24 protein-coding genes, 1 tRNA gene, 1 pseudogene and 1 riboswitch are annotated in these 20,844 nt (G+C 60.9%); of the genes and pseudogenes, 13 read left to right on the plus strand and 13 right to left on the minus strand.

Annotated elements, in window-relative coordinates; translation table 11 throughout:
* Nucleotides 1-229: transposase (locus LCF59_RS10215; RefSeq protein WP_292287366.1), on the minus strand; the 229-nt coding region annotated here is incomplete at its 3' end.
* A 44-nt stretch (nt 230-273) separates the two neighbouring features.
* Between LCF59_RS10215 and LCF59_RS10220 the strand changes: the two are divergent.
* From LCF59_RS10220 to LCF59_RS10245, 6 genes and pseudogenes are all read left to right on the plus strand, one after another.
* A pseudogene (locus tag LCF59_RS10220) lies at nt 274-543 on the plus strand (ATP-binding protein); the annotation flags it as partial.
* Between the two features lie 546 nt (nt 544-1,089).
* Nucleotides 1,090-1,383 (plus strand): hypothetical protein, encoded by a 294-nt coding sequence (locus LCF59_RS10225; RefSeq protein WP_292287367.1) that lies wholly within the window; start codon nt 1,090-1,092, stop codon nt 1,381-1,383.
* Nucleotides 1,373-1,762 (plus strand): hypothetical protein, encoded by a 390-nt coding sequence (locus tag LCF59_RS10230; RefSeq protein ID WP_292287368.1) that lies wholly within the window; start codon nt 1,373-1,375, stop codon nt 1,760-1,762. The genes LCF59_RS10225 and LCF59_RS10230 overlap by 11 nt, the downstream gene beginning before the upstream one ends.
* A 496-nt stretch (nt 1,763-2,258) precedes the next feature.
* Complete coding sequence (locus LCF59_RS10235) at nt 2,259-2,681, plus strand: P-loop NTPase fold protein (protein ID WP_292287369.1); 423 nt, start codon at nt 2,259-2,261, stop codon at nt 2,679-2,681.
* Entirely contained in the window at nt 2,678-3,106 is a 429-nt protein-coding gene (locus LCF59_RS10240) for a hypothetical protein (RefSeq protein ID WP_292287370.1), read from the plus strand. The genes LCF59_RS10235 and LCF59_RS10240 overlap by 4 nt, the downstream gene beginning before the upstream one ends.
* A gap of 194 nt (nt 3,107-3,300) precedes the next feature.
* Entirely contained in the window at nt 3,301-3,507 is a 207-nt protein-coding gene (locus tag LCF59_RS10245; RefSeq protein WP_292287371.1) for an AlpA family transcriptional regulator, read from the plus strand.
* A gap of 135 nt (nt 3,508-3,642) precedes the next feature.
* Here LCF59_RS10245 and LCF59_RS10250 read toward each other — a convergent pair.
* Nucleotides 3,643-3,717, minus strand: a tRNA-Phe gene (locus LCF59_RS10250).
* A gap of 176 nt (nt 3,718-3,893) precedes the next feature.
* Between LCF59_RS10250 and LCF59_RS10255 the strand changes: the two genes are divergently transcribed.
* Entirely contained in the window at nt 3,894-4,499 is a 606-nt protein-coding gene (locus LCF59_RS10255) for a ribonuclease HII (protein ID WP_292287451.1), read from the plus strand.
* Nucleotides 4,500-4,614: 115 nt separating this feature from the next.
* Entirely contained in the window at nt 4,615-5,718 is a 1,104-nt protein-coding gene (locus LCF59_RS10260; protein WP_292287372.1) for a site-specific DNA-methyltransferase, read from the plus strand.
* Nucleotides 5,719-5,816: 98 nt separating this feature from the next.
* On the opposite strand, the gene LCF59_RS10265 is transcribed toward LCF59_RS10260, so the two are convergent.
* Nucleotides 5,817-6,407 (minus strand): ferric reductase-like transmembrane domain-containing protein, encoded by a 591-nt coding sequence (locus LCF59_RS10265; protein WP_292287373.1) that lies wholly within the window; start codon nt 6,405-6,407, stop codon nt 5,817-5,819.
* A gap of 37 nt (nt 6,408-6,444) precedes the next feature.
* On the minus strand, nt 6,445-6,927 hold the full coding sequence (locus tag LCF59_RS10270; RefSeq protein WP_292287374.1) for a twin-arginine translocation pathway signal: 483 nt from the start codon (nt 6,925-6,927) through the stop codon (nt 6,445-6,447).
* 226 nt (nt 6,928-7,153) lie between these two features.
* Between LCF59_RS10270 and LCF59_RS10275 the strand changes: the two genes are divergently transcribed.
* On the plus strand, nt 7,154-8,020 hold the full coding sequence (locus LCF59_RS10275) for a DMT family transporter (RefSeq protein WP_292287375.1): 867 nt from the start codon (nt 7,154-7,156) through the stop codon (nt 8,018-8,020).
* Between the two features lie 37 nt (nt 8,021-8,057).
* On the opposite strand, the gene aroC is transcribed toward LCF59_RS10275, so the two are convergent.
* Nucleotides 8,058-9,158, minus strand: a complete 1,101-nt coding sequence (aroC, locus tag LCF59_RS10280) for a chorismate synthase (RefSeq protein WP_292287376.1) — start codon at nt 9,156-9,158, stop codon at nt 8,058-8,060.
* A 177-nt stretch (nt 9,159-9,335) separates the two neighbouring features.
* Nucleotides 9,336-9,438, plus strand: a riboswitch (TPP riboswitch).
* A 35-nt stretch (nt 9,439-9,473) separates the two neighbouring features.
* On the opposite strand from aroC, the gene LCF59_RS10285 reads away from it, so the two are divergent.
* Genes LCF59_RS10285 through LCF59_RS10295 form a run of 3 tightly spaced genes read left to right on the plus strand, consistent with a single transcriptional unit; the run spans nt 9,474 to nt 12,644 of the window.
* Nucleotides 9,474-10,463 carry a thiamine ABC transporter substrate binding subunit gene (locus LCF59_RS10285; protein ID WP_292287377.1) on the plus strand — a complete coding sequence of 330 codons (990 nt, stop codon included), beginning with the start codon at nt 9,474-9,476 and terminating at the stop codon, nt 10,461-10,463.
* Nucleotides 10,439-11,956, plus strand: a complete 1,518-nt coding sequence (locus tag LCF59_RS10290; protein ID WP_292287378.1) for a thiamine/thiamine pyrophosphate ABC transporter permease ThiP — start codon at nt 10,439-10,441, stop codon at nt 11,954-11,956. The genes LCF59_RS10285 and LCF59_RS10290 overlap by 25 nt, the downstream gene beginning before the upstream one ends.
* Nucleotides 11,946-12,644, plus strand: coding sequence for an ATP-binding cassette domain-containing protein (locus tag LCF59_RS10295; protein ID WP_292287452.1), 699 nt, complete (start codon nt 11,946-11,948; stop codon nt 12,642-12,644). Before LCF59_RS10290 ends, LCF59_RS10295 begins: the two co-directional genes overlap by 11 nt.
* A gap of 86 nt (nt 12,645-12,730) precedes the next feature.
* Here the strand turns inward: LCF59_RS10295 and LCF59_RS10300 are convergent, their stop codons facing one another.
* The 3 genes from LCF59_RS10300 to petA are packed head-to-tail and all read right to left on the minus strand — an operon-like array spanning nt 12,731 to nt 15,473.
* Nucleotides 12,731-13,519, minus strand: a complete 789-nt coding sequence (locus LCF59_RS10300; protein WP_292287379.1) for a cytochrome c1 — start codon at nt 13,517-13,519, stop codon at nt 12,731-12,733.
* Nucleotides 13,520-13,535: 16 nt separating this feature from the next.
* Nucleotides 13,536-14,882: a cytochrome b N-terminal domain-containing protein gene (locus LCF59_RS10305; RefSeq protein ID WP_292287380.1), complete on the minus strand. Its 1,347-nt coding sequence runs from the start codon at nt 14,880-14,882 to the stop codon at nt 13,536-13,538.
* A 12-nt stretch (nt 14,883-14,894) separates the two neighbouring features.
* Nucleotides 14,895-15,473 (minus strand): ubiquinol-cytochrome c reductase iron-sulfur subunit, encoded by a 579-nt coding sequence (petA, locus tag LCF59_RS10310; protein WP_292287381.1) that lies wholly within the window; start codon nt 15,471-15,473, stop codon nt 14,895-14,897.
* 217 nt (nt 15,474-15,690) lie between these two features.
* Between petA and LCF59_RS10315 the strand changes: the two genes are divergently transcribed.
* Nucleotides 15,691-16,359, plus strand: a complete 669-nt coding sequence (locus LCF59_RS10315; protein ID WP_292287382.1) for an outer membrane beta-barrel protein — start codon at nt 15,691-15,693, stop codon at nt 16,357-16,359.
* Nucleotides 16,360-16,472: 113 nt separating this feature from the next.
* On the opposite strand, the gene pssA is transcribed toward LCF59_RS10315, so the two are convergent.
* The 5 genes from pssA to LCF59_RS10340 all read right to left on the minus strand — a co-directional run bounded on the left by pssA (nt 16,473) and on the right by LCF59_RS10340 (nt 20,693).
* Nucleotides 16,473-17,240, minus strand: coding sequence for a CDP-diacylglycerol--serine O-phosphatidyltransferase (gene pssA, locus LCF59_RS10320; RefSeq protein WP_292287383.1), 768 nt, complete (start codon nt 17,238-17,240; stop codon nt 16,473-16,475).
* Nucleotides 17,237-17,959: a phosphatidylserine decarboxylase gene (locus LCF59_RS10325; RefSeq protein WP_292287384.1), complete on the minus strand. Its 723-nt coding sequence runs from the start codon at nt 17,957-17,959 to the stop codon at nt 17,237-17,239. Before LCF59_RS10325 ends, pssA begins: the two co-directional genes overlap by 4 nt.
* Before the next feature lie 30 nt (nt 17,960-17,989).
* The gene (locus LCF59_RS10330; protein ID WP_292287385.1) at nt 17,990-18,598 is read right to left on the minus strand and encodes a glutathione S-transferase; all 609 of its coding nucleotides are present in this window, start codon (nt 18,596-18,598) and stop codon (nt 17,990-17,992) included.
* A gap of 467 nt (nt 18,599-19,065) precedes the next feature.
* Entirely contained in the window at nt 19,066-19,992 is a 927-nt protein-coding gene (locus tag LCF59_RS10335) for a tyrosine recombinase XerC (protein ID WP_292287453.1), read from the minus strand.
* Nucleotides 19,989-20,693, minus strand: coding sequence for a DUF484 family protein (locus tag LCF59_RS10340; protein WP_292287386.1), 705 nt, complete (start codon nt 20,691-20,693; stop codon nt 19,989-19,991). Before LCF59_RS10340 ends, LCF59_RS10335 begins: the two co-directional genes overlap by 4 nt.
* Between the last annotated feature and the right edge of the window lie 151 nt (nt 20,694-20,844).

Here is a 20,844-nt window from a genome sequence, read left to right on the forward strand (position 1 = left end):
CGTCCTGGCTCTTGAGCACCTTGGTCGGGGCCCCATTCCGCCGGTTGGTCTCACCGGTTGGAACGTCTTTGCCTTCCTCGTAGCCGAGATGCGCCGTCAACTCCGCACCCAGCATACGTTCCATGAGCTTGATCTTCAGCTCTTTCATCACCCCAGCATCGCCGAGCAGATCCTCAGGGCGCTCCACACCCTTCAGCAATTCGTCCAACATTTCTTTTGAGATGATCATTCATGCTTCCTTTCGGTGAAGCATGGACCGGATCACTCATACAAAAAAGGTCGGACACTTTCTCTAGATGTGAACTGATCGGACGTGACCTTGGATGCCTTCCCTTCGCACAGGCCGGTGGCCAACTACTATTCCACCTGATCAGCACGTTATACGAGCGCACCTCGGTCCTGATCACCACCATGACGTTCGCCGAATGGCCCAGTGGATTCACGGACGCCAAGATGACGACCGCCTTGCTCGACCGGCTCACGCACCACTGTGACATCGTCGAGAACAGCAACGAGAGCTCGCGCATCTGTAACCGGACCTGACCACGAGGGAGGGGCCCGGCGCCGCCTCGCTCCATGACGGCTACACGGCGCCGGGCCCCTCCCTCACCTCAACCGCTACGTGGACGTCAGCTGCCGTAAAAACACGATTGGGGAGCTCAAAATTAGACGCCGATAGCAGGGCAAGATTCGAAGCCGATTGACAACGCGCGGCCCCCTTCGCTGCTCTGGCCTTTCCGGCCCGTTCGCTGCGCAGCATCGCAGGTTCGCGGGGGTGTGGCAATTCGTGACTGCTCGGTTGGCGGCCGTTTCAAAGGTCAGATCGGCCCGTTTCGCGTGTTTTTCGGTGACTGGATTTGCTGCGCATAAAAGTCGCAAACATGAACATCATATTACGTTACGCTGATCATAATTTTCGGGTCATATGGGCGTTTTCAGTGATTTATCCCGTGAATGTCCTGCACGAACTAAAAGGCCAGATGTTACAAATGGGCAAAACGACGACTGCGGCTCGAAACATGTGGACAACTCCTTTCGCGGACTTGGGCGTATATACTACAGGAAGCCTGCGGACAAAGCGGGTGTATCATGACGAAAAAGACGGTCGCAGTACGATTTACGCCGGATGACTTCGCGGCGCTTCAGCGCCGGGTGGCTCGGCGCGGGTACAAGAAGAACGAGCCGTTCTTGCGCGACGCGGCGCTGGGCCGTTTCGGAAGAGACTGCGCTGACGGTAACGCCGGGCTGAGGCATGACGTAATCACCCTGCTGAACGACGCCGCGCAGCAAGTCGATGACAACGAGATCCGGAAGCGCGTGCTGCGCGCGGCGCGACGGATCGAGCGTGCGGTGCTGGCGTTGGAGGCGCGGGATGAGGATTGACCTCCGGCCGGTTCCCCTGACGCAGAGCGTTGTGAGATATCCGATGCGCGGCGGCGAGCTGATCAGTGCCAGCGTCTTGATCAACCGGCCGAAGGATGTCCTGAGGACATTCCGGGACCACCACGCACGCCACGCGACGGACGAACGCCCCGAGTTGTTGCACGCAACTGTGTCGCTGGCACCAAATCAACGGCTCACGAAAAAGAAATGGAAAAGGGCGCTTTCCTTTATTCTCGATCGGCTTGGCGCACCGCTTCACCAACTTTGGTATTTCGCGTTTCGACACCTGAATCAGAAAATGGACCACATTCATGTCATGTTCAGCCCATTTTCGATTGATGGACGCCGTTTTTATCCAAGGCTCCCATCTGATCGATAAGGTTTTCAGAATGAGGCCGCACGGAGAGCTGGCTTGCCAGTTCCATTTCCCGATGGACCCAAAGCTCCCGTAAAATTACAAGCACCGATTTCAGGGCGCGCATGGCTTAACGATGATCATCATTCTTACGCAATTCGCAAAATCGGCCCTGCGCTTAATAATATTCTGAATGATCATCGACCCGTATCCTGGCAGGCATTCTGCGAGAAATGTTCGCAAGAAGGTATCGATGTCGAAAAGCGCTATCACCCCGGAGGTCCGATCGGCGTAGTTTATCGCACGGACATTATTGAAGAAACGCGCCTCTTCCGAATGACGCGGACATGTCGCGTGAAAGGCAGGGATGTCGGTCGGCAATTTGGCTTCCGTAGCTTGATACGGAGGCTTTCTTTTCTCCGTGCTCTTCAAGCACGGGAACACGGTCTAGCGCTTTCGCAAATCTTCGCGGCCGCAGAACCCAAGCATATAGACCAACTTACAAAATGGAGACAAGCAAATGAGAAAGCCGCCATCCGAAGCAAATATGGATCAACCGGAGATGCAAGACGAGCTGGAAAACCTGCATCGCATGACGCGGGAGCTGGAAGAGCTGCTCCACAGGCTGGTGCCGATCGTGGACGAACTCGAACAAGTGCCGGACCGTTCACAGAAGCTGATCGAGCAACTTTTTCAGTACCTCAGCAGTATCCAGAGCCTCCAGACACAAGCATCATCGGACCTGTCCAAAGTGCACAGAGCGATGACTCAAATGACCAACCGTCTACAAGCGCTGGAGATGTCCCAGCAAACCCGCGATCAGCAGATGAGGGACTTGATACGGGTCGCAAAGGAACGCGACGCGTCACGCGTCCAGTTGGAAACCAAGGTGAACACGCTGATCGAGTTGCTGAGTCAGACAGTCAGCCCGAGCCAACCTTGATCCACTTTCTGTCTGTGATCGCGCAGCCGCGGTCGGAGGCGAAACAGGGATTGCGCGCCTCTCGAAACCGCGACGGCGACATCCTGTTGATCGACGAACACCGAAATCCGCGTCTTCGGGTGCGCTCTGCCCAGATCGAGGCAGTAGAAGACGAAGATCTCGAACTGGCGAGGTCGATTGCTGATGATCTCGTGGGAGATGGACAGTCACGGGATTGGACCGCCCTGAACCCGGAGATGATACCCCGTCTCCTTATGACTGAGGTCCTCTGGCACTGCACCGGGCACCTCATGGCTTTTGTAAGAATCCTCCGGCGGGCGGTATCACTGAAGACTTCAATGTGGGCCAGATCAGCGAGCCTGCCGGCCGAAAGCATCAAAACAAGCGCCGGCCCGGAAACGCCAAATGACGGGCTGGCATACTAGGGACATCCCTTGTCCGAAGAGTGATGGCCTCGAATGAAGAGACAACAGCGGCTAACGCGCTTTCCGTGATGGAAATCGTCAACAGGGGGACCATAACATGCTGTTTATCCACATTTTACTGAAGGAAGGGGCCAGACAGTCGATGCCGTGTCCCAGTACGGCATGGTAAACTATGAGCAGAAAAGGAGCCTACCATGTCCCAGATGCCAAGACTCATGAACCTCAAGGAAACGGCCGAGTTGCTGAGCGTGTCGCGAGCCACGCTTTACCGTATGCAAAAGCGCGACCCTCGGTTTCCGCCGCCACTGCACTTGTCGCCGGGTTGCGTCCGGTGGCGCGAAGACCAGGTCCGTGCCTATATTCAGCGCCTGACGCCGACCACACCCGGCGATGAAGAATAATGCCGTCAAAACGTTCACAAACACGTGAGGTCTCGATCAAAGAAAATCTGTTGCCCCGGCGTTGCCCAACATGGGCTTGCACCAGGAGCCAGCTCAGCAGTTTGGAAAATTATTATTTTCTTTCATATATTTAAATGGTGCCCGGGGGCGGAATCGAACCACCGACACGAGGATTTTCAATCCACTGCTCTACCCCTGAGCTACCCGGGCACGGGTGAACGATCATTGTTCAGGTTTCGGCGTTCTATGTGACGGTTCGGGGCGTGTCCAGTGGGTTTTCCATGGAAAAATGCAAAATCCGGGGGAAAGGCGCGCGTCGGGAGCGGAGTGGGCCTCTCAGGAGTGCATCTGCTTGCCAAACGGGTCCGGATGCGCGAGCTAAGCACATGATGCCAAACTATGTTTTCGAGACGGAACTGATCGGACGCGGGCTTTCGCGTGTCGCCGGTGTTGATGAGGCGGGACGGGGGCCTTTGGCAGGGCCCGTGGTGGCGGCGGCGGTTGTGCTCAGGCCAGGCGGGATCCCGGATGGGCTGCGCGATTCAAAAACGCTGACCGCCCCGAAGCGCAGCGAAATCCTGCGCGATATCATCAAGATGGCCGTGATCGGCATCGGCGAGGCGTCCGTTGAAGAGATCGATGCCCTCAATATATTGCAGGCCAGCCACCTGGCCATGTGCCGTGCCATCGACGCGCTGCCCAGCCCCCCGGATCATGTGTTGATTGACGGCAATCTGCTGCCCCGCGATCTGGCGTGCCCCGCCACGCCGATCGTGAAAGGCGACAGCCTGTCATTGAGCATCGCGGCAGCGTCAATCGTAGCCAAAACAAGACGCGATGCGCTCATGTGGGATTTGGCGCAACAGTATCCGGGCTATGGCTGGGATACCAACCAAGGCTACCCGACGAAATGTCACAAAGATGCGCTCCGAAATCTTGGTGTGACCCCTCACCATAGACGTTCGTTTAGACCGGTCCACAATATATTGTGACAAGCTAATTTCTTAACCACATGATTCAAAAAAGAAATTGACCACGAATCAGCTTTGACTCATCTTTCGTTGCAATCACAGAGCGCAACAATTGCGCCGGGACGATAGGCAGAGAATGACAAAAATGACCAAACCCAACAGCGCTGCGGCGTTGCCCGTGAACACGATCCTGAACGGTGATTGCATCGAGGCAATGAACGCGCTGCCCGCCGCGTCCATCGACCTGATCTTTGCCGATCCCCCGTACAATCTTCAGCTGCGGGGCGATTTGCACCGCCCGGACAACTCCCGCGTTGATGCGGTTGACGACGACTGGGACCAGTTTTCGAGTTTCAAGGCCTATGACGAGTTCACGCGCGCGTGGCTCAAGGCGGCGCGCCGCCTGCTCAAACCCGATGGCGCGATCTGGGTGATCGGATCCTACCACAATATCTTCCGCGTCGGGGCCGCGCTCCAGGACGAGGGATACTGGATCCTGAACGACGTGGTCTGGCGCAAATCGAACCCGATGCCGAATTTCCGCGGCAAACGGTTCACCAATGCGCATGAAACGATGATCTGGGCGTCGAAATCCGAAGGCGCGAAATACACCTTCAATTACGAGGCGTTGAAGGCGTTGAACGACGGCATCCAGATGCGATCCGATTGGGTTTTGCCGATCTGTAACGGCGGGGAGCGGCTGAAGGATGAGGCCGGCGAAAAAACGCACCCGACACAGAAACCGCAGGCCCTGTTGCATCGGATTCTTGTCGGCGCGACCAAGCCGGGGGATATCGTGCTCGATCCGTTTTTCGGTACCGGCACAACCGGCGCCGTTGCCAAGATGTTGGGCCGCGACTGGATCGGCATCGAGCGCGATGAAAAATATCGCGACGCGGCGGCGAAACGGATTTCGGCAGTGCGTCGTCTCGACAAGGCGGCGCTGGAGACCAGCGTCAGCAAGCGGGCTGAACCGCGCGTGCCCTTCGGGCAATTGGTCGAACGCGGCATGCTGCGCCCCGGTGAGGAATTGCTGAGCATGAACGGTCGTCACAAGGCCAAGGTTCGCGCCGATGGCACGGTGATCGGCAATGACGTGAAAGGCTCCATCCATCAGGTTGGCGCCCATCTCGAAGGCGCACCAAGCTGCAACGGATGGACATACTGGTGTTTCAAACGAGATGGCAAGACCGTCCCGATTGACGTGCTGCGTCAGCAGATCCGGTCTGAAATGACCTGAGAAGTTACAGAAAACCGCCGGTGCCTGCGGCCATCTCCGCGGCACACACCTTGCCCCGCTGGTGATCCAGCGGGGTTTTTCATGTCACGCGGCGTGGATCAGCGGGCCGACCCGACCCGGAAAACAAGCTTCCAGACCTTGCGTCCGGCAAGTGCCCTTGCCACTGCCAGACCGATGAGACCGCAAAGCGCGCCCTTCGAAATCGTACCCATGGTGCCGTGGATCTGGACCGCATGCAAAACGCTGCCTGCGACGATCACCACAACGAGGCCGGAATGCGCCAAGCGAAAGCTCCGCGGCCGCAAACGAAAGCGCAGCCCGGCGAGGACAACCGACGCAAAGATCGCCCACATTGCGATCACGCCCCAGGCGGAGAACGGTGTGGGCGACCGAAAGAGCAGGGCATCGACGATATCCGGCGGGCTGGTGACCCAGAGTCCGACAACATGCACACCAATCAGCCCGGTGATCGCAAGGCCCAGAAATACATGTGCGCGTCGCCCCCTCCGTCCGGAAAGCAGGGGCACATCGCCGATCACCAACAGAGGTTGCAGCAGCATCAGTGACAATGCGACGATCCCGGCAAAGCCTCCAATAATGTAGACCGCGTCGCGCCATTCCAGCAACGGGCTTTGCGCCGCAATGGCCACCGGACTGCCCACCGCCACAAGAACGACGGTCCAGATCATTCCGTTCCGGAAAACTGCTCCGGGCGCGCGCATGCGGTCAGGCGGGTTTCAAAACGAAGTCGACCTTCAATTGCGTATCGCCGGCGCTTTTCATCACCGGCCGCAAGAAGACGGTCTCGAAGCGGCCATCGCCATGCTCGGCATCATGGGCAAGGTGTCCATGCGGCTGCCCGAAGGCCGGCACGATCTGCGGCATATCCATGCGGAAGACCCCGTTTGCGTCGGTCAGCGTCGCGCCATGGCTGTGCGGATCGCGCTCGTGGCCTTCGGTCGTGTGCGCCCAGATCTGGATGCGTTGGTTCGGTAGAGGCATTCCATCTCCTGCACGCCGGACGGTGCCCGTCATCAGGAAGCCGCCACTGCCAATTCGTTCCACGATCGGTGCCCCGGGGCGATAGTTGTTCGCCCCGCCGCGCATCGTCTGGGTTGGAGCGATGCCCTGCGCGCGGGCCGGATGCAGCACGGCCGATACACCTGTTGTTGCCGCCGCTCCGACAGCGGCCCCGGTCAGGGCAAGCATCGTTCGACGGGTGGGACGAAGGACGGGCATGTCATATCTCCTGTCGAGGTATCTCGGATCCGTGTGTGTGTCGTTTTGCGGGATTATAGCGCCTTGGGGCGACGTCCGGGACCGGGCAGCACGGGATTGTGAACATCGCCGCTTGGTCAAGATTCGCCTTCGCGCGCCCTTTCCCCTACGTCGCGTGGCGTCTATCACACCCCAGGAACTGACCCGGAGACCAGTCTTGGACATACGCGCAATCCTGATGGGGATGGCCTTCGCGGTCATGTGGTCTTCGGCCTTCACGTCGGCCCGCATCATCGTGGCAGATGCGCCGCCTTTGATGGCGCTCGCGCTGCGGTTCACCATTTCCGGCGTGCTCGCGGTGATCGTGGCGCGCTGGATGGGCCAGAGCTGGCACCTCACGCGGATTCAATGGCGCGCCACGATCATTTTCGGTATCTGCCAGAACGCGCTTTATCTTGGCCTGAATTTCATGGCGATGCAGCGGATCGAAGCCTCCTTGGCTGCCATAATCGCGTCCTCCATGCCGTTGTTGGTCGGGGTGGCAGGATGGGTTTTCGCCGGCCAGCGGATCTCGCCATTGGGCATCATCGGCCTGGTCGCCGGGTTTTGCGGCGTGGTCATCATCATGGGGGCGCGGCTGGAGGCGGGGGCCGATCTTTACGGCATCGGCCTGTGCATCCTTGGCGTGCTGTCCTTGACGGCAGCGACGCTGGCGCTCAAGAACGCCAGCTCGGGGGGCAATTTCATGATGGTTGTCGGCCTGCAAATGCTGATCGGCAGCGCCGTCTTGTGGCCGGCCGGACTGCTTCTGGAAGTGCCAGAGGTCACATTGTCGTCGCGGCTGGTGCTGGCATTTGTCTACACCACGCTGGTGCCGGGCCTTGCGGCGACGCTGGTCTGGTTCTGGCTCGTCAATCGGATCGGAGCCGTCAAGGCTGCGACTTTCCACTTCCTCAACCCGTTTTTGGGCGTGGCGATCGCGGCGTTAATTCTGTCTGAACAACTTGGGGCTGCGGATATGGGGGGCGTGATCATCATCGCGCTGGGTATCCTCGCGGTGCAAATCTCTCGCCAAACCCGTTGATCGTGCAGGATTTTTCACTGTCCCATGCATGGGACGCTCAACCGATCGTACCGCGATTTTCCCCGACCTGGCCGCGATGCAGCAGCATGTGATCCAGGATCACGCAAGCCATCATCGCCTCGCCCACCGGCACGGCCCGAATGCCCACGCAGGGATCATGCCGCCCCTTGGTGACAATCTCGGTCTCTTCGCCGGACTTGGTGATGGTGCGTCGCGTGCTCAGGATCGACGAGGTTGGCTTGACGGCGAAGCGCACGACGATGTCCTGCCCGGTTGAAATGCCGCCCAGAACGCCGCCTGCGTGGTTGGAACTGTATTCCGGCCCGGTCGGCCCCATGAAGATCTCATCTGCATTCAACGTCCCGGTGAGCATGGCCGAGGACATACCCTCACCGATCTCGACGCCCTTGACGGCGTTGATGCTCATCATCGCGGCGGCCAGATCGGTGTCCAGCTTGCCATAGATCGGCGCGCCCAGTCCCGCCGGCACGCCGCGCGCGACCACCTCGATGACAGCGCCGACGCTTTCGCCCGACTTGCGCAGCCCGTCGAGATATCCGGCCCAGTCGCTCGCCGCGGTGGCATCCGGGACCCAGAAAGGGTTGTTCTCGATCTCCTCCCAGTCGAACCGGGCGCGGTCGATCCGATGCGGCCCCATCTGGGTCATGTAGCCGGTGATCTGCACACCCGGCAGCAGCGCCCGGATCGCCTCGCGGGCCAGGCCACCCGCCGCCACCCGCGACGCCGTTTCGCGCGCCGAGGACCGACCGCCGCCGCGATAGTCGCGGATACCGTATTTCTGCCAATAGGTGATATCGGCATGGCCCGGCCGGAATTTCTCCTTGATGTCGGAGTAATCCTTGGACCGCTGGTCGGTGTTTTCGATCATCAGTTGCACCGGTGTGCCGGTGGTCTGGCCTTCGAATACACCCGACAGGATCTTGACCTCGTCCGCCTCGCGGCGCTGGGTCGTGAACTTGTTCTGCCCGGGTTTGCGCCGGTCCATCCAGTGCTGGATCATGCCCGCGTCAATCGGAACCCCCGGCGGGCAGCCGTCCACCGTGGCCCCAAGGGCAGGCCCGTGGCTTTCGCCCCATGTGGTGACACGGAAGAAATGTCCGAATGTGTTCAGGCTCATGGCGGTCTCCTTGGCTGAGACGTGTCCTAGGGCAGGGCGCGATCGGTCTCAAGGTGTTTCGAATGGGCTGCGCCCATCCGACAGGTCGGGGGCCAGCCCCCGAACCCCCGGAGTTTAGGGGCAAGATGAAGCAGAGCGGTTTTCGTCTTGAAGGCGGGCGCCGGCAGCCTTACGTTTCGTGACACCTCGGGGTGTCAAGAAGCTTGGCTGAGATGCGTGATGCGAACCCGTTGAACCTGAACCGGTTAACACCGGCGGAGGGAAGGTTTGGATATGCTCCTGCTTTGCCCTCTCGTCGCAAACCAGGAGGATGCCATGAAACCGGCCCTGATCTTTGCTGCGGGACTTCTTGCCACGACCACGACGGTCGCCGCGCAGGACCGACCCGTTCTGACCGTCTATGCGGGCGATTACATCGTCTCGGAATGGGGTCCCGGCCCCCGGATCGAAGAGATGTTCGAGGCGCAGTGTGACTGCGACCTGCAATTCAAGCCGGGTGATCTGTTGCCCCGCATATTGCTGGAAGGCGATCAGACCGACGCGGATATCGTTTTCGGCCTGAACACCGATGTGACCAAGCGCGCGCGGGAAAGCGGTCTGTTTGCGCCGCATGGACAGGATACCGGGGCGTTGACCCTGCCGGTCGATTGGACCGACGACGTGTTCCTGCCGTATAATTACGGGCACACCGCATTTGTCTATGACGAAGAGCGGATTTCCGATGTCCCGGAAAGCTTCGAGGCGCTGCTGAACGCGCCAGACGATTTGAAGATCGTCATTCAGGACCCGCGCTCATCGATTTCCGGACTGGCGCTTGTGCTGTGGGTGAAGGCGATCTACGGCGACGCGGCCGAAGCGGTCTGGGAACAGCTTGCGCCGAAAATCCTGACCGTGACCAAGGGCTGGTCGGAAAGCTATGGTCTCTTCACCGATGGTGAGGCAGACATGGTGCTGAGCTACACCACATCGCCGGCCTATCACATTATTGCCGAGGATGACCGGACCAAGAAGGCCGCGATTTTCCCGGAAGGGCATTACTTCATGGTCGAGCTGTCGGCCAAGGTGGCCGGAACGGATGTGCCGCAGCTTGCCGATCAATTCCTCGAGTTCCAGCTATCCGAAGCATTCCAGACCATGATCGCCACGGGCAACTGGTCTTTCCCGGCCAAGCTGGACCCGTCCAGGTGGCCAGACGGTTTCAAGGCGCTGGACCTGCCGGACACCGTGCTGTTCTACACCGAGGATGAAGCCGCCGCCCTGCGCGACGAAACGGTTGAGGAATGGCGCCGCGCGCTGTCTCGATAATCGCAGCGCTGAGCGTGATCGGGCTGGTGATCGGCCCGGTCACGGCGGTTGTCCTGCGGGCCGAGGCGTTTTCCGGCTTTCGGCCCGCCGATTGGCAGGCGTTTCGGTTCACGCTGGTGCAGGCCACGCTGTCGGCGCTTTTGAGTGTCGCATTCGCGGTGCCTTTGGCCCGCGCTCTGGCCCGACGCGACTTCATTGGACGTGGGCTGTTGGTTGCGCTGTTGGGGGCCCCCTTTATCCTGCCGGTCATCGTCGCAGTGCTGGGCCTTTTGGCCGTGTTCGGGCAAACCGGAGTTCTCAACCGTGCGCTATCGCCACTGGGGGTGCCCGAGCTGCAGATCTATGGCTTGCAGGGGGTGCTGGTGGCGCATGTGTTTTTCAACCTGCCGCTGGCAACCCGGCTGATCCTGCAAGGCTGGCTTGGCATCCCCGCAGAGCAGTTTCGCCTTGCCGCGACGCTGGGAATGGGCCGACGCGCCATGTGGCGCTGCATCGAATGGCCGATGCTGCGACGGCTCGTGCCAGGTGCCTTTGCCGTGATCTTTGTCATTTGCCTGTCGTCCTTTGCCGTGGCGCTGACGCTGGGCGGGGGGCCGCGGGCGACAACACTGGAATTGGCCATCTATCAATCCATGCGCTTTGATTTCGATCTTGCGCGGGCCGCGGTTCTGGGGGTGGTGCAGATTGGCTTGGCGCTGTCCGCCGGGTTGATTGCGCTGCGCGTGACCTCTGTGCCTGTCGCGGCCAAGGGGTTGGACCGGCATGCCCCGCGCTGGGACACGGCGGGGCGCATGATGGTCCTGGTGGATGCGGCGTGGATCGTGCTCGCGGCGCTTTTCCTGCTGACACCGCTTGCCATGGTGGTGTTGAACGGTGTCGCGGGCCTGTCCGATCTGGGAACATCGGTCTGGCAATCAGCAGGTCATTCGATCCTTGTGGCCCTGGGATCGACCGCGCTGTGCCTTTTGTGGGCGCTCCCGCTCGCGACGCGTTGGGGCGAATGGCTCGGCCTGTCGGGGATTGCCCTGTCGCCGCTGGTTCTGGGGATCGGATTGTTCCTGATTGTCCGGCCGTTTGCCAATCCGTTCGACTTGGCCCTGTATGTGACGGCGACGGTCAACGCCTTTGTCAGTCTGCCATTTGTCCTGCGCATCCTGCGCCCCGAGGCCGAGACAATCCGTGCGGAGTATGGCCGCCTGCGCGGCGCGCTGGGCCTGTCGGGGTGGGCATGGCTTTGGTGGGTGTTTCTGCCGCGCCTCAAACGCCCGCTGGGGTTCGGTGCGGGGCTGACCGCGGCGCTGTCGATGGGGGACCTTGGTGTGATAGCCCTGTTTGCCGATCCCGACAGGGCGACCCTGCCGTTGAAGGTGTATCAACTGATGGGCGCGTACCGGATGGACCAGGCGGCGGGCGCGGCGCTTTTGCTCTTGCTGCTGAGCCTTGGCATGTTCTGGCTGTTTGACAGGGGAGGTCGCGTTGGCCCTGCAGCTTGACTCCATCCTCGCCTGCGCGGGTGACTTCGAACTGGCGGCAGACCTGACAGTCCCGGAGGCGGACCGTGTCGCTGTGGTCGGCGCGTCCGGGTCGGGCAAATCGACATTGCTCGATGTGATTGCCGGGTTTCGCCTGCCGGAGCGTGGCACGGTGCGCTGGGCGGGACGGGATATCACGCGATTGCCGCCCGGCACCCGACCGGTCAGTATCCTGTTTCAGGACACCAACCTGTTTCCGCATCTCACGATCCGTCAGAACCTTTCGCTTGCTTTGAACCCGGCGACGGGGCGGCGGCGTCCGGGAGACGCGGAGCGGATCGACGCGGTGCTGGAGCGGGTTGGCCTCGCCGGCTTTGGCGGGCGGTACCTGGCGGAAATGTCCGGCGGGCAGCAAAGCCGGGCGGCGCTGGCCCGAGTGTTGATCCAGGCGCGTCCCGTTGTGCTTCTTGATGAGCCTTTCGCGGCGCTGGGACCGGCCTTGAAGGACCAGATGCTGGATCTCGTGGCCGAGATTGCGGAGGCCGAAGGCCTGACCGTGTTGCTGGTCTCGCATGATCCCGATGACGCGAAACGCTTTGCGCGCACGGTTATCGTGGTCGAGGCGGGGCAGGTGACGGCGCCGCGCGACACGGCAGCGCTGTTCGACAATCCGCCACCGGGTCTGCGGGCCTATCTGGGTGGCGGATGATCGCGACGCGTATCCGCCCTGCAACAAAAAAGCCCCGCCAAGATGGCGGGGCTTTTCGCGATACCAAACAGAGCGAAGCTTGACGCTTACTCTTTGCCGCGGGCCTTGACCGGCGCCCAGAGGCGCTTGTTGGTCAGGTAGAGAAGCACCGACAGCACCGTCAGGAAGATCACGCCGACAAACCCGGCTTGCTTGCGCGCCATAAGCTTGGGCTCGGCGGCCCACATCAGAAATGCGGAAACGTCTTTGGATTGCTGCTCGATGGTGGCTTCCGTGCCATCGGCATAGTCGACATCATCGCCCCAGAGCGGCGGCGCCATGGAAATCCATCCGCCCGGGAACGCCGTGTTCTCGTAAAGAATGGCTCCCGCTTCTTCCTTGTCCTCCCCGGTGTACCCGGTCAGCAGGGAGGCCATGTACTCGGGTCCGCCCATACCTTTGAAGAACTGGTTGATGCCGAGACCATAGGGGCCGTGGAATCCAGCACGTGCCTTGGCCATCATGCTGAGGTCGGGGGCACCGGCCGCTTCGTTGGCCGGGAAATTGTCGGTTGGCCGCGCCGGGCGCCAATCATCGATCTCTTCGTCGTAGATTTCGAAGTTCTGTTCGGCATACGCCCGCACCTGATTCTCGGGCATGCCGGGACCGGTTTCGGACGAGAGGGTCCGCAGTGGCACATATTCCATGCCGTGGCAGGCCGAACAGACCTGGGTATAGACCTGAAGACCGCGCTGAAGCTGAGCCTGATCGAAGGTCCCGAACGGACCTTCGAAGGAGAACTCGTAATTCTCGACATGGCCGTCGGCCCCGGCGGCAAATGCGCCGGAGACGGGAGCCATGGCCAGTGTGGCCGCGAGGGCAAGTTTCTTAAGCATCTGTGCTTGTCCTTTCTTACTCGGCCGGGGTCGCTACGGGAGCGCCATCTTTGGACGAGGACTTGCCAAGGTTTGCTTTGAAATCGTCTTCGATCGTGTCTGGCTGCGGCAGCGGCTTTTCAAGCACGCCGAGCAGCGGCAGGATCACGAGGAAGTAGGCAAACCAATAGGTTGATCCGATCAGGGCGATGTAAGGGTAGATCCCTTCGGCCGGCATTGCTCCGACCCACATCAGAACGAAGAAGTTCACGACGAAGAGCCAGAACCACCATTTGAACATCGGGCGATAGCGACCGGACCGCACCGAAGACGTGTCGAGCCAAGGTGCAAGCGCCATCACGGCAATCGCCCCGAACATGGCCAGAACCCCGAAGAACTTCGCGTCGATGATGCCCCCGGTGAGGAAGCTCGCTGCGATCACGACCCAGACGTCGCCGTCAAAAGCACGCAGGATCGCGTAGAACGGCAGGAAGTACCATTCCGGCACGATGTGCGCCGGTGTGACCAGCGGATTTGCCTCGATATAGTTGTCCGGGTGTCCGAGGTAGTTGGGCATGAAGCCGACCACGGCAAAGAACACGGCAAGGATGATCGCCAGCGCGAACAGGTCCTTGATCACGAAGTACGGCCAGAACGGAACGGTGTCCTTCTCGGCATCCGCCTTCGATGTGCGGCGCACTTCGACACCGGTCGGGTTGTTGTTGCCCGTGGTGTGAAAGGCCCAGATGTGCACGATCACGAGGCCGGCAATGATGAACGGCATCAGGTAGTGCAGCGAGAAGAAGCGGTTCAGCGTGGCGTTGTCCACGGCAGGTCCGCCCAGCAGCCAGGTCTGGATCGATTCACCGATGAACGGGATCGCGCCGAACAGGCCAGTGATCACGGTGGCACCCCAGAAGGACATCTGACCCCAGGGCAGAACATAGCCCATGAACGCGGTGCCCATCATCAGCAGGTAGATCAGCATGCCGATGATCCAGGTGACCTCGCGCGGGGCCTTGTACGAACCGTAGTACAGGCCGCGGAAGATATGCGCATAGACGGCAACAAAGAACAGCGACGCGCCGTTCATGTGCAGGTAGCGCAGCATCGCGCCGCCATTCACGTTCCGCATGATGTGTTCGATGCTGGCAAAGGCCTCATCGACATGTGGTGTGTAATGCATCGCAAGAACGACACCCGTGATGATCTGCAAGACAAGGCAGAAAGTCAGCACGATGCCCCAGATCCACATCCAGTTCAGGTTCTTGGGTGTGGGAAGCATCAGGGTGTCATACATCAGTCCGACGATCGGCAACCGCTTGTGCAGCCACTTTTCGCCGCCGGATGACGGCTCGTAATGGTCGTGTGGAATTCCAGACATTCGCGCGTCTCCTTATCCCAGCAGGATGGTTGTTTCGTCGACGAATTCCGCCGGGGGCACCGGCAGGTTTTCAGGGGCTGGCCCCCTGCGGATTCGACCGGACGTATCATAATGCGACCCGTGGCATGGGCAGAACCAGCCACCGACACCACCATCGAGTGCGTAATCACCGGCATTTCCAAGCGGCACGCAGCCAAGGTGCGTGCAGACGCCCATCTGAACCAGCCATTCGCCTGTTTCGTCCAGGGCGCGGTTTTCGTCGGTCGCGTCTGCGCCGTCTTCGATGTTTGCATTGCGGGCAATCGGATCGGGCAGGTCGGACAGGTCGACAGAGCGGGCGTCCTCGACTTCCGTCTCGGTGCGGCGGCGGATAAAGACCGGCTTGCCGAGCCATTTGACAGTGATCTGCGAGCCTTCCGACACGCCCGACACGTCCACTCGGATCGAGGACAATGCTAGCACGTCCGCCGACGGATTCATCTGGTTGACCAAAGGCCAAACCGCGGCGCCGGTGGCGACTGCACCTGCTCCGGCCGTGGCGTAATACAGGAAGTCCCTCCGGGTGCCTTCGTGGTGTTCTGCGTTGGACACGAGGTTTTCTCCATTTATCGGCCGTTGTACTGGCCACAATACGGGTTGAACCGCTCACGAGCGGTGTTCCGACACGCTATTTAGCGGGCCACCCCCTAGCCGTCCACCTCCAGACGACCTAGGTTGACAATAAGCGCCGAAGTGTCGCGGCAGTCGCCCCTGACGGTGCAACATTGGCGTGCTAAGCCAGCCAGAACAGCAGAACGGACGGCCCCCCATGCAAATAATGATTCTGTCAGGTATTCTCGCAGCCATCTCCACCGCGGCGGCCAGTCCGGCGCTGGCGGAAACGGAACTGTCGATCTATTCAGGTTGGCAGACCGCACCACACAGCCGTGTCTACGGCGACTATCCGGGGACTGGTGCTGAAATCGACGCACTTATCGGGTGGGAAGGAAAATCCTTCGAAATGCCCCCTTACTACGGTGTGCGCGGCACGTGGTGGAAAAATGAAAATCTTGGCTTCGGCCTCGAATTCACCCACACCAAGGTATACGCGCCGGATGATGAAAAAGCGGCGATCGGCTTTTCCGACCTCGAATTCACCGACGGTTTGAACATCCTGACCGCCAATGCCTACCAGCGCTGGCCGGGTGCCTGGGCCGAAGGCGCGATCACGCCCTATGTCGGCGGTGGTCTCGGCGTGGCAGTGCCGCATGTCGATGTGGACACGACCACCGGTGTCGAAACTTTCGAATACCAGTATACCGGTCCCGCAGCACGCCTGACTGCCGGGATGAGCTATGACCTCAACGACCGCTTCGCGGTATTCGGCGAATACCAGTTCACCTATTCGAGCAACACAGTGGACCTGCCCGAAGGCGGAGAGCTGGAAAGTGATATCAAGACCAACGCGATCAACCTTGGCTTGACGCTCAAGTTCTAGGCCGCATCTCGCACAAGCGGCCAGTCGGTGTGCAATGCCCCGACGTGGCTGATCAAAAGGTTACTTGGGCGCGGGAACGAAACTGGACGCGACACGTCCCAAGGGACCTGACGCTAGTCTTTCTTGCTGTCCGCCGAACGCGCCTGCGCTATGGCGCGGCGGGACCCGGGCAGCATCCAGACAACCGCGCCGACATATATCAGGCTCAGCACGACCAGAGCGATCCAGGTGTAGATCGCGACCGCCGCGCCGATGGCGGCAAATCCGACCAAGAACATCTTGACCCGCCGCTGGCTGATCCGCGTGGTCTTGAACGACCAGACCGGAAACCGTCCGATCATCAACAGCCCGACCCCTGCGATATATCCTGCCAGAAGCACGTCAGGAACGATCTGCGGGCTTTCGACGGCGAAGGACATGTACATCGGCAGCATCACCAGGATGGCCCCGGCCGGGGACGGGAACCCGATGAAATACGCGCCTTCGCCGCTTACGGTTTCGGCCTTGCGGGCGACGTTGAACCGCGCGAGCCGGGTCACCGCGCAGACCGCATAGACCAGAACGGCCATCCAGCCCAATTGCCGCGTGTCCTCCAGCGCCCAGACATAAAGAAGCATCCCCGGCGCGACGCCAAAATTCAGGAAATCGGCAAGCGAATCCAGTTCCGCGCCCATCTTGCTGTCACTGCCAAGCGCGCGGGCCAGTCGCCCGTCAAGCCCGTCCAGGATGGCGGCCAGCAATATGAGCTGAACCGCCAATTCGTAATTGCCCTGCAATCCGAACCTGATCGCGGTCAATCCGGCGCAAATGGCTGTCACGGTCAGCATGTTGGGCAACAACTGAACCAGTGTCAGTTTCTCGCCATTGCGCTGTTCACTCATGCCGAAAGGTCCGCGATGACCGTCTCGCCGGCGATCATGGTCTGGCCGATCTTGACCGATGGCGTCACCCCATTGGGCAGATAAATGTCGAGCCGCGATCCGAATCTGATCAGGCCAAACCGTTCGCCCCGGTCCAGAACCGCGCCGTCCTGCGTGAAGGTCACGATGCGGCGCGCGACCAGCCCGGCGATCTGGGTCACGGTCAGGACCCGGTCGTCTTCCATCCGGATGACCAGTGAATTGCGTTCGTTGTCATCGCTGGCCTTGTCCATCGAGGCATTGAGGAATTTGCCCGGCCTGTAGGCGATCTTTTCCACCTTGCCCGCAACCGGTGCGCGGTTCACGTGACAATTGAACACCGACATGAACACGCTGACCCGCGTCAGGGGGGTGTCGGAAAGACCAAGCTCGCGCGGGGGCACCGCCGGACCGATCAGCGACACAACGCCGTCCGCCGGGCTGACCACCAGACCCGCGCGATCCGGCACCACGCGATCGGGGTCGCGGAAAAAGTAGTAGCACCAGATCGTCAACCCGACGCCGATCCAGCCCAGCAGGTCTTCGAGAAAGAACAGGCCAAGCGTGATCGCAGCGAATGTTACGACGAATTTGCGGCCCTCCGGGTGCATCGGCTTGATAAACGTGTCAATCATCCGCATCGCGGCGTCATCCTTTCGAAGAGTTGCTGCGTCGGTACCCCCGGCAGGACGCGTGCGCAAGACACAGCGATGTTGTCTGGGGCCCGGACGCTATAAGGATGCGGGATCCGTGGCCACCATGCTGTCGCGTTTGGAAAAAGACTCGAACCAGTCAGCAAGGCCATCGCGTCCGGTGCGCCAGCTTCGCACCGGGTGGCGCAGGTCAAGATAACCGAGCGCGCAGCCCACGGCGATATGGCCCATGTCCAAGCGTCCGTTCAGATGACTCATCCAGCGGGTGTTCAACGCATCCAGGGCGCGGGACACCTTGCCCCATTGGCCCTCGACCCAGGGCATCATCACCATGTCTTCGGGGCGGAACCGGGTCTCGTAGACCATAAGCACGGCGGCATCCAGGATCCCGTCGGCGGTCGCCTCGAGCGTCAGAGTGTCCCAGATGCGGTTTTCGGGATAAAGCCCGCCCTTCGCGCGCGCATCCAGAAAGCGGCAGATCACCCGGCTGTCATAGATCGTCGGCCCGTCCGAACGCACCAGTGCCGGAATCTTGCCGACCGGGTTCGCCGCGATCAGTTTGGAATCCGGCTCCAGCGGCGTGGAGGCCACATTGACGTGCTCGACATCGTCGTATTGATCGGTTTCGTGCAGGGTCACCAGCACCTTGCGTACAAACGGGGAGGGGCCCGAGCGAAGTAATTGCATCTGTGTGCTCCTGGTATTCGAGGTGTGTCACTGGGATCTGGACTGTACGCGCGTCGCGGTGCAATTGAAAAGCGGCGTGTTGCCTGAATCATAACGGGGGCGGATCGGCCATAGCGGCCGCGAGAGTGTCAATCTCGCATCCGGCGGTCGGTGGCAATCGTGCCGCCGCCCTCGCGCGTCGCGGACCCTCGTTGTTCTGGCCACGCTTCCAAGCTGCCGCGATCTCCGTGAGCTGCGTTCGGAACGGTACACTCATCCGCATCATCTATTCCTAGACCTCGGGTGTCATCTTGCCTGTGGTCCAGGGGGCCGAATTCCCACGCGCGGACAACGGCGATGTCCTTGGCGGGATGCTGGCTGCGAAAGCTCGGGTCGGGAGGCCTGTCGGGACCCGAAGCGCTGCGGCGCTGCCCGGACCATTGCACCGCAATGCCCGGATTTCCCGCGAAACCTTGTATCTTGGACAATCACTTCGATTTGGGATGCGAGGCCTCGTAGACCTTCATCAGGTGTACCGTATCGACAGAGGTATAGGCCTGTGTCGTCGACAGGGATGAATGACCGAGAAGTTCCTGGATCGCGCGCAAGTCTCCGCCCGCGGACAGAAGATGTGTCGCAAAGCTGTGCCGCATCGCATGTGGTGTTGCCGTGGCTGGCAGCCCCAGTTGCATCCGCGCCTGTTCTGTCGCCTTCTGTACGATCCGCGGGCTGAGCGCCCCGCCCCGCACGCCGCGAAACACTGGCGACCCCGGTTCCATCTCGAAGGGACATGCCGCGATGTAGGTGGCAAGCGCCTGCCGCGCGACGGGCAGGACAGGGACCACCCGTTCCTTGCCGCCCTTTCCGGTGATGCGTATCGCCTCGCTGAGGGGCAGGTCCTGCCCTGTCAGGCCAAGCGCCTCGGATATCCGCAAACCGCAGCCGTAAAGCAGCGTCACAACTGCCATGTCCCGCGCGCCGACCCAGCCTTTGCGGGATTGCTCGCCCACCGTGTCGATCATCGCCCGCGCCGCATCCTCGTTCAAAGGGCGGGGCAGTTTCTTTTCAAATTTCGGCGCGCGGGTGGACAGAACCGCTGTCGGCTCGAAGCTTTCACGCTCAGCCAGCCAACGGTAGAAGGATTTGACCGCCGAAAGCTTGCGCGCCAGCGACCGTGCGCTTGCCCCTTCGCTTCGGGTCCGGGCCATCCAGGCCCGCATGTCCGGCACCGTGATCCGCGCCAGCGGAGCCAGGCCCTGCGCTTCGCCCTTGTAGTGCGTCATGAAGGCGATGAAATCGAGCACGTCGCAGCGATAAGCGGTGAGCGTGTTTTCCGATGTGCCATTGAGCGCACGGCTCGAGGCCAGCCACCCCTCCAGAGCGTCCCGCGCCGCCGGATAGATCGTCAGGGTCACGACAGCCAACGCCGCATCTGTCGCTCGAACACACCGGTGAAGAAAGTCAGAAGGTCGGTGCCTTGCTGCGGTGTGAACTGATGTGGGTCTTCCGCGCCCATCACCAGCAACCCGGGCAAACGGCCAGGTCCGAAGTCGAGCTTCAGGCACGCCTCGGAGCGAATCCAGTCGGCCTTTTGGCCGTAGATCGCGCTTGTGCCGGTCTCGACTTGGCGCAATGTCACCTGCCGGGGCGGCGCATTGCGTCCCGTGCTCAGGTAGTCGTCGATGAAACCGGGGGCGGCCACCGACAGGACCGTTCCCAGCCGCTTGATCGCGGGATCGTCATCGTTCTGCACCGATTCCAGAACCAGCGTGACGACATCCACGCGCAGGATCTCGGCCACCTCGCCGCCGAGGTCGCGCAGGAAAGATTCGAATTCTACCGGATCCAGCATCCGCAGGATCGCCCGGTGCACCTGGTTGGTTCCGGCCAGGTTTTCATAGGCTGCGGCGATCACCGACCGGTGCGTATCCTCAAGCCGGTCCAGCCGGGCTTCGAGACGGTCCATCGCGATCCCGCGCAGATCGACGATATTCCCGCCCATCGCACGCTCATTCGCCGCGATCAGCGCGCGCATCAGGTCCTGATCCTCGAGGATCACATCAGGGCGCGTCATGATCGTTTCGCGCAAATCATCGTCGATGCGGGGGCTGCTCATGCCGACCTCGTGATGTTGTATCTTGCTGGACATTAACAGGAGCCCGGCCAAGATGCCCGCCTTTTTTCGCTAAAAGTGGAGCATCTGCAGGACCTGTGACAGCCGCGCCGGAACGCCCTTCGAAGGGCGTTTCAGAACGCGGTTTGAACCG

This window comes from Marivita sp. (genome assembly GCF_020055675.1).
Taxonomy (GTDB): domain Bacteria; phylum Pseudomonadota; class Alphaproteobacteria; order Rhodobacterales; family Rhodobacteraceae; genus Marivita.